Genomic DNA, 5,606 nt, shown 5'->3' with positions numbered 1-5,606 from the left:
CCGGCACCCTCTCCCGCATTGGCCCGGTGTTCGAACACAGCCGCGCCGGGGCCAGCACCCTCGCCGCCCTCGCCGTGCCCGCCGATTGCCTGCAACAGGTGGCCGATCGCGTCAGTCAGTACCCGGAGGTCAATCACAACTACGCACGGGAGCATTTCTATAACCTGTGGTTTGTGCTGACCGCCCCTGATCGCCAACACATCGACCGTGTGCTCAAGGAACTGGAGAACGACACCGGCCTCATGCCGCTGGACCTGCCGATGTTGACCGCCTACCGCATCGACCTGGGCTTTGCCCTGGGAGAAAACTCATGACATCTGGATTGAGCGCCAAACAAGCGCTGGCGCTACGCCGGCACCTCGAAGGCGGGTTGCCGCTGGTAGCGCGCCCCTATCAGGAACTCGCCGAACGGATAAACACTGACGAAACCCGGGTGCTTGAACAAATGCGTCAGTGGAGCGAGCAAGGGCTGTTTCGTCGCGTTGGCCTGGTGCTGCACCATCGCGCGCTGGGCTTTACCGCCAACGCCATGCTGGTGCTGGATATTCCCGATGCGCTGATCGACGAAGTCGGCCAGCGCCTGGGGCGAGCGCCCGGCATTAACCTTTGCTATCAGCGGCCCCGGCGCTTGCCGCAGTGGCGGTACAACCTGTTTTGCATGGTGCACGGGCGTCAACGTGAGCAGGTGGAGGCGCAGATTCAGGCGTTGCTGGAAGAGCATCTGCTGAGCGACCTGCCCCATCAATTGCTGTTCAGCACCCAGGTCTTCAAGCAGTGCGGCGGACGCTTTGCGCCCTCGCGCACAGGAGCACCGACCCATGGATGACCTCGACCGCCGGCTGATCAACCGCTTGCAACTGGGCCTGCCGCTGGTGCGCCACCCCTGGCGGGTATTGGCTGCCGAACTGGAGAGCAGCAGCACTGAACTGCTCGAACGACTGCATGCCCTGCTCGATGACGGCGTGCTCACACGCTTCGGCCCGATGTTCGACATTGAACGGCTGGGCGGCGCCTTCACCCTCGCCGCGCTGGCGGTGCCGGAAGAACGTTTTGAAGACGTCGCCGAGCAACTGCATGGCCTGCCGGAAGTGGCGCACAACTACCGACGCGAACACGCCTGGAACATGTGGTTCGTGCTCGCCTGCGCAACTGAACTTGACCTGACCGAGACCCTGCACCACATCGAAACCCTGACCGGATTGCCGCTGCTCAACCTGCCCAAAGAGGAGACCTACCATGTCGGTCTGTATTTCCCGGCCTGAAGACACCCTCGTCCAGCGCCTGATCGTGTTGACCCAGGCCGGTCTGCCGCTGCTGGACGACCCGTGGGCGTGGCTCGCCGAACAGCTGGGGCTGAACATCGAAGCCACCCTGGATCTGCTCAAGCGCTTGCAAGCCGAGGGCGCGATTCGGCGGATCGCCGCCGTGCCCAATCACTACCGACTGGGCTATCGCCACAACGGCATGACGGTCTGGGATGTTCGCGACACCGACATGCCGCGCCTCGGTGCGCTGATCGGCGCGCAATCCTTCGTCAGCCACTGCTATCGCCGTCCACGCCGTGTCGACTGGCGCTACAACCTGTTCGCCATGGTTCATGGCCGCAGCAGCGATGAAATCAACAGCTACCGCGAGCACCTGCGCTACTTGCTGGGCGACGCCTGTGGGGCCAACGAGATGCTGGTGAGCAGCCGCATCCTGAAAAAAACCGGCTTGCGTTTAATTCCGGTCAGTTCAACGCCTACCTTGTAGCAGCTGTCGAGCTTGCGAGGCTGCGTTCGGCTGCGAAGCAGTCGTAAAACCTGTGTGCGAGGTTTATCTGAAACACCGTATCGCCTGATTTCACGACTGCTTCGCAGCCGAACGCAGCCTCGCAAGCTCGACAGCTGCTACGGGCATCAGGCTTGCGTTTGCCTATTGCTTCGCGCTGAACACACCCTGACTCAAGGAGAGTGGCATGTTGAGGATCAGCCAATACCTGCGTGCACTGGCCGGCCAGGCCCCTGCGCCAAGAACCAGTCCACCGGGCAGTAATCGGGCGCCGGTGGTGATCTGGAACCTGCTCAGGCGCTGCAACCTGACCTGCAAACACTGCTACGCCACCTCGGCCGACAGTGTCTTTCGCGACGAACTGGATACGGCCGCCGCGCTGACCGTGATCGACGACCTGCACGATGCCGGCGTCAAGGTGTTGATTCTTTCCGGTGGCGAACCGCTGTTGCGCGAGGATTTGTTTGTGCTCAGTGCCTACGCCCGGACCAAGGGTTTCTTTGTGGCCTTGTCCACCAACGGCACGCTGATCGATGAGCAGAACATCGCGCAGATCAGCGCGGCGAACTTCGACTACGTCGGGATCAGCATCGATGGTCTGGAAGCCACCCATGACGCCTTCCGCCAACTCAAGGGCAGCTTCGCCCGTTCCATGGAGGCGATCCGGCTCTGTCGCGAACAAGGCATTCGCGTCGGGCTGCGCACCACCCTGACCCAGGAGAACCATCCGCAATTGCCTCAGTTACTGGCGCTGATGCGCGAGCACGACGTGCAAAAGTTTTATCTGTCGCACCTCAACTACAGCGGTCGCGGTAAACGCAGTCGCAAACTCGACGCGCACCAGCAGATGAGCCGCGAGGCCATGACGTTGATCTTTGAGCGGGCCTGGGAAGACATCCAACAGGGACGCGACAGCGATTTTGTCAGTGGCAACAACGATGCCGACGCCATTCTCCTGTTGCAATGGGCAGGCCTGCGTCTTCCCGAGCATTACCTACGCCTGGAACTCATGCTCCGCGCCTGGGGCGGCAACGCCTCGGGCAGCGGCATTGCCAACATCGACAACACCGGCGAAGTGCACCCGGACACCTACTGGTGGCAGCACTCGGTGGGCAATGTCCGGCGCACATCGTTCCGCACGTTGTGGCTGGATCAGCCGGATGCCCTGCTGTTGCGCCTGCGCGAGCATCCCCGGGTCGTCGGCGGTCGTTGTGCTGAATGCCGCTGGTTGCCCATCTGCAACGGCAACACCCGCACGCGTGCTTGGGCCGAGGGTGATTTGTGGGGTCAGGACCCCGGCTGCCACCTCAGCGATGACGAAATCGGTGTGCCGCCATTACCCACCATCCCTTGCATCACCCACTGAATAGCCCGTCCGGCCAACCACCTGACAAAGGCTGGGGCCGGCCAACCTGATGAAGCACCAAGGACGTCCCATGCCTCCATCGATTGCTATACCGGCCACACTTGAGTCCCCGTTCCGACCGGGCGAAGTTGCCCTGGTCGGCGCCGGCCCCGGCGATCCACGCCTACTGACCCTGCGCGCCTGGAGCCTGTTGATGCAGGCCGACGCCGTGGTGTACGACCGGCTGATCAGCCCCGAACTGCTGACCTTGATTCCCCTGACCTGCGCCCGCCATTACGTCGGCAAGGCCAGCGGCTGCCACAGCCTGCCCCAGGAACAGATCAACGAACTGCTGGCTGACCTCGCCGATCAAGGGCAGCGCGTGGTCCGGCTCAAGGGCGGCGACCCGTTCATTTTTGGTCGTGGTGCCGAGGAGCTGGAGTACCTGCTGCAACGCGGCATCGACTGCCAGGTAGTACCGGGCATTACCGCCGCGTCCGGCTGCAGCGCCTACGCGGGCATACCGTTGACCCACCGCGACCTGGTCAATTCCTGCCGGTTCATCACCGGCCATTTGCAACGCGATGGCGAGTTGTCACTGCCCTGGAGCAGCCTTGCCGACAGTAGCCAGACGTTGGTGTTTTACATGGGCTTGTCGAACCTGGGGATCATCGCTCAGCGCTTGATCGAAGCCGGGCTCTCGGCCGATACACCGGCGGCGCTGATCAGCAACGGCACGCGTCCCGACCAGCACGTCGCCCGTGGCAAGCTGCACCAATTGCCAACCCTGGCGCTGGATTGTCCACCGGGCATTCCGACACTGACGGTGATCGGCACCGTGGTCGATCTGTTTGGCGCAGAACAACTGGAATACCCGGCGCGGCTTTACCCGGCGCAAGCACTGCAACGCCACGCCAAGGTGGCGATATGAGGCGCATGATCCTTGCCCACCTGTTATGGATCAGTGCGGCCCAGGCCGGCGCAGCGGTTCCGGCACTTGAACAAGCGGCGGAAAACTATCAGCAGCATTGCCAGAGTTGTCATGGCATTAACCGTCTCGGCGGTGCAGGGCCGGCGTTGTTGCCGGAGAGTCTCAGCCGGATCAAACCCGATGAAATTCGCAGCGTGATCCAGAACGGCCGCCCCGCGAGCCAGATGGCCGGCTATGCCAACGTGTTCAGCCCCGCGCAGATCGACGCGCTGGTGGACTACCTTCAGCAACCACCCGCCACCCCGCCCACCTGGAGCAATGACGACATTCTCGGCAGTCACTCGATGCTCGCGGACCTCAGCAAATTGCCCACCACGGCCCAGCATGGCGCCGACCCGCTGAACCTGTTCGTGGTGGTGGAAGCCGGCGACCATCACATCGACATCCTCGACGGTGACCGCTTTGAGGTGCTGGCGCGGTTTGCTTCGCACTTCGCCGTGCATGGCGGGCCGAAGTTCTCGCCGGACGGACGCTTCGTCTACTTCGCCTCCCGTGACGGCTGGATCAGCCTGTATGACTTGCACAACCTGAAACTGATCGCCGAGGTCCGCGCCGGTCTCAACACCCGCAACCTGGCGGTCAGCAAGGATGGACGCTGGGTGCTGGTGGGTAACTATTTGCCCGGCAATCTTGTAGTGCTCGATGCACGCGATCTGTCGCTGGTCAAAACCATTCCCACGATCGGTCAGGACGGTACCGCGTCACGGGTCAGCGCGGTCTACTCCGCCCCGCCGCGGGACAGTTTCATCGTGGCGCTCAAGGACGTGAAGGAAGTCTGGGAACTGTCCTGGGCTGGCACACCGAATTTCAAACCACGGCGGATTCCTGCCGGGGATGTTCTCGACGACTTCTCCTTTTCACCGGACTACAAACAACTGCTGGCCACGTCGCGCAAGGCCCAGGGCGGTCAGGTGATCGACCTCGACAGCGGCCAGGTGGTCACCGACATCCCGCTGCCGGGTATGCCCCACTTGGGCTCGGGGACCTATTGGAAACGCGACGGTGAGTGGGTGTTCGCCACGCCGAATATCAGCAAGGGGCTGATCTCGGTCATCGACTTCAAGACCTGGAAACTGATCAAGGAAATCCCGACCCTGGGGCCGGGTTTCTTCATGCGCAGTCACGTCAATTCACGGTATGCCTGGAGCGACGTGTTCTTCGGGCCCGACAACGATGCGATCCACCTGATCGACAAACAGACCCTGGGAATCGCCCACACGCTGCGCCCAATGCCCGGAAAAACCGCCGCTCACGTTGAGTTCACCCGTGACGGCCGCTACTTGCTGCTGAGCATCTGGGCCACCGACGGTGCGCTGATCGTCTACGACAGCAACACCCTCAAGGAGATCAAACGCATTCCGATGAACAAGCCTTCGGGCAAGTACAACGTGGGGAACAAGATTGAGTTTGCCGAGGGGACTTCGCACTAAGTCTCCTGCCCTCACGCACATCCCTGTAGCAGCTGCCGAAGGCTGCGTTCGGCTGCGCAGCAGTCGCAAA

General features: G+C 62.3%; 7 protein-coding genes. All 7 read left to right on the top strand.

What is annotated here, in order from left to right; genetic code table 11:
- On the top strand, positions 1 to 314 hold a 314-nt coding region (locus tag WLY71_RS29460; RefSeq protein ID WP_347806376.1), incomplete at its 5' end, for an Lrp/AsnC family transcriptional regulator.
- Positions 311 to 826 carry a siroheme decarboxylase subunit beta gene (gene ahbB, locus WLY71_RS29455; RefSeq protein WP_347806375.1) on the top strand — a complete coding sequence of 172 codons (516 nt, stop codon included), beginning with the start codon at positions 311 to 313 and terminating at the stop codon, positions 824 to 826. The genes WLY71_RS29460 and ahbB (WLY71_RS29455), both read left to right, overlap by 4 nt.
- Entirely contained in the window at positions 819 to 1,262 is a 444-nt protein-coding gene (locus WLY71_RS29450; RefSeq protein WP_347806374.1) for an Lrp/AsnC family transcriptional regulator, read from the top strand. The genes ahbB (WLY71_RS29455) and WLY71_RS29450 overlap by 8 nt, the downstream gene beginning before the upstream one ends.
- Positions 1,237 to 1,752, top strand: coding sequence for a siroheme decarboxylase subunit beta (gene ahbB, locus WLY71_RS29445; protein WP_347806373.1), 516 nt, complete (start codon positions 1,237 to 1,239; stop codon positions 1,750 to 1,752). Before WLY71_RS29450 ends, ahbB (WLY71_RS29445) begins: the two co-directional genes overlap by 26 nt.
- 205 nt (positions 1,753 to 1,957) lie before the next feature.
- Positions 1,958 to 3,136: a heme d1 biosynthesis radical SAM protein NirJ gene (gene nirJ, locus WLY71_RS29440; protein ID WP_347806372.1), complete on the top strand. Its 1,179-nt coding sequence runs from the start codon at positions 1,958 to 1,960 to the stop codon at positions 3,134 to 3,136.
- Positions 3,137 to 3,206: 70 nt separating this feature from the next.
- Positions 3,207 to 4,046, top strand: a complete 840-nt coding sequence (gene cobA / locus WLY71_RS29435; protein WP_283184251.1) for a uroporphyrinogen-III C-methyltransferase — start codon at positions 3,207 to 3,209, stop codon at positions 4,044 to 4,046.
- The gene (locus WLY71_RS29430; RefSeq protein ID WP_347806371.1) at positions 4,043 to 5,536 is read left to right on the top strand and encodes a cytochrome D1 domain-containing protein; all 1,494 of its coding nucleotides are present in this window, start codon (positions 4,043 to 4,045) and stop codon (positions 5,534 to 5,536) included. The genes cobA and WLY71_RS29430 overlap by 4 nt, the downstream gene beginning before the upstream one ends.
- The last annotated feature ends 70 nt before the right edge of the window (positions 5,537 to 5,606 follow it).

The organism is Pseudomonas rossensis (assembly GCF_039888995.1).
Lineage (GTDB): Bacteria > Pseudomonadota > Gammaproteobacteria > Pseudomonadales > Pseudomonadaceae > Aquipseudomonas > Aquipseudomonas rossensis.
Note: the sequence above shows the minus strand (reverse complement) of the source record. Positions and strands in the feature narration are given on the sequence as shown.

Bases quoted from the DNA above. Each gene is read 5' to 3' on its own strand.
- WLY71_RS29450 (WP_347806374.1), top strand. From the start codon at position 819: ATGGATGACCTCGACCGCCGGCTGATCAACCGCTTGCAACTGGGCCTG.
- ahbB (WP_347806375.1), top strand. From the start codon at position 311: ATGACATCTGGATTGAGCGCCAAACAAGCGCTGGCGCTACGCCGGCAC.
- cobA (WP_283184251.1), top strand. From the start codon at position 3,207: ATGCCTCCATCGATTGCTATACCGGCCACACTTGAGTCCCCGTTCCGA.
- ahbB (WP_347806373.1), top strand. From the start codon at position 1,237: ATGTCGGTCTGTATTTCCCGGCCTGAAGACACCCTCGTCCAGCGCCTG.
- nirJ (WP_347806372.1), top strand. From the start codon at position 1,958: ATGTTGAGGATCAGCCAATACCTGCGTGCACTGGCCGGCCAGGCCCCT.
- WLY71_RS29430 (WP_347806371.1), top strand. From the start codon at position 4,043: ATGAGGCGCATGATCCTTGCCCACCTGTTATGGATCAGTGCGGCCCAG.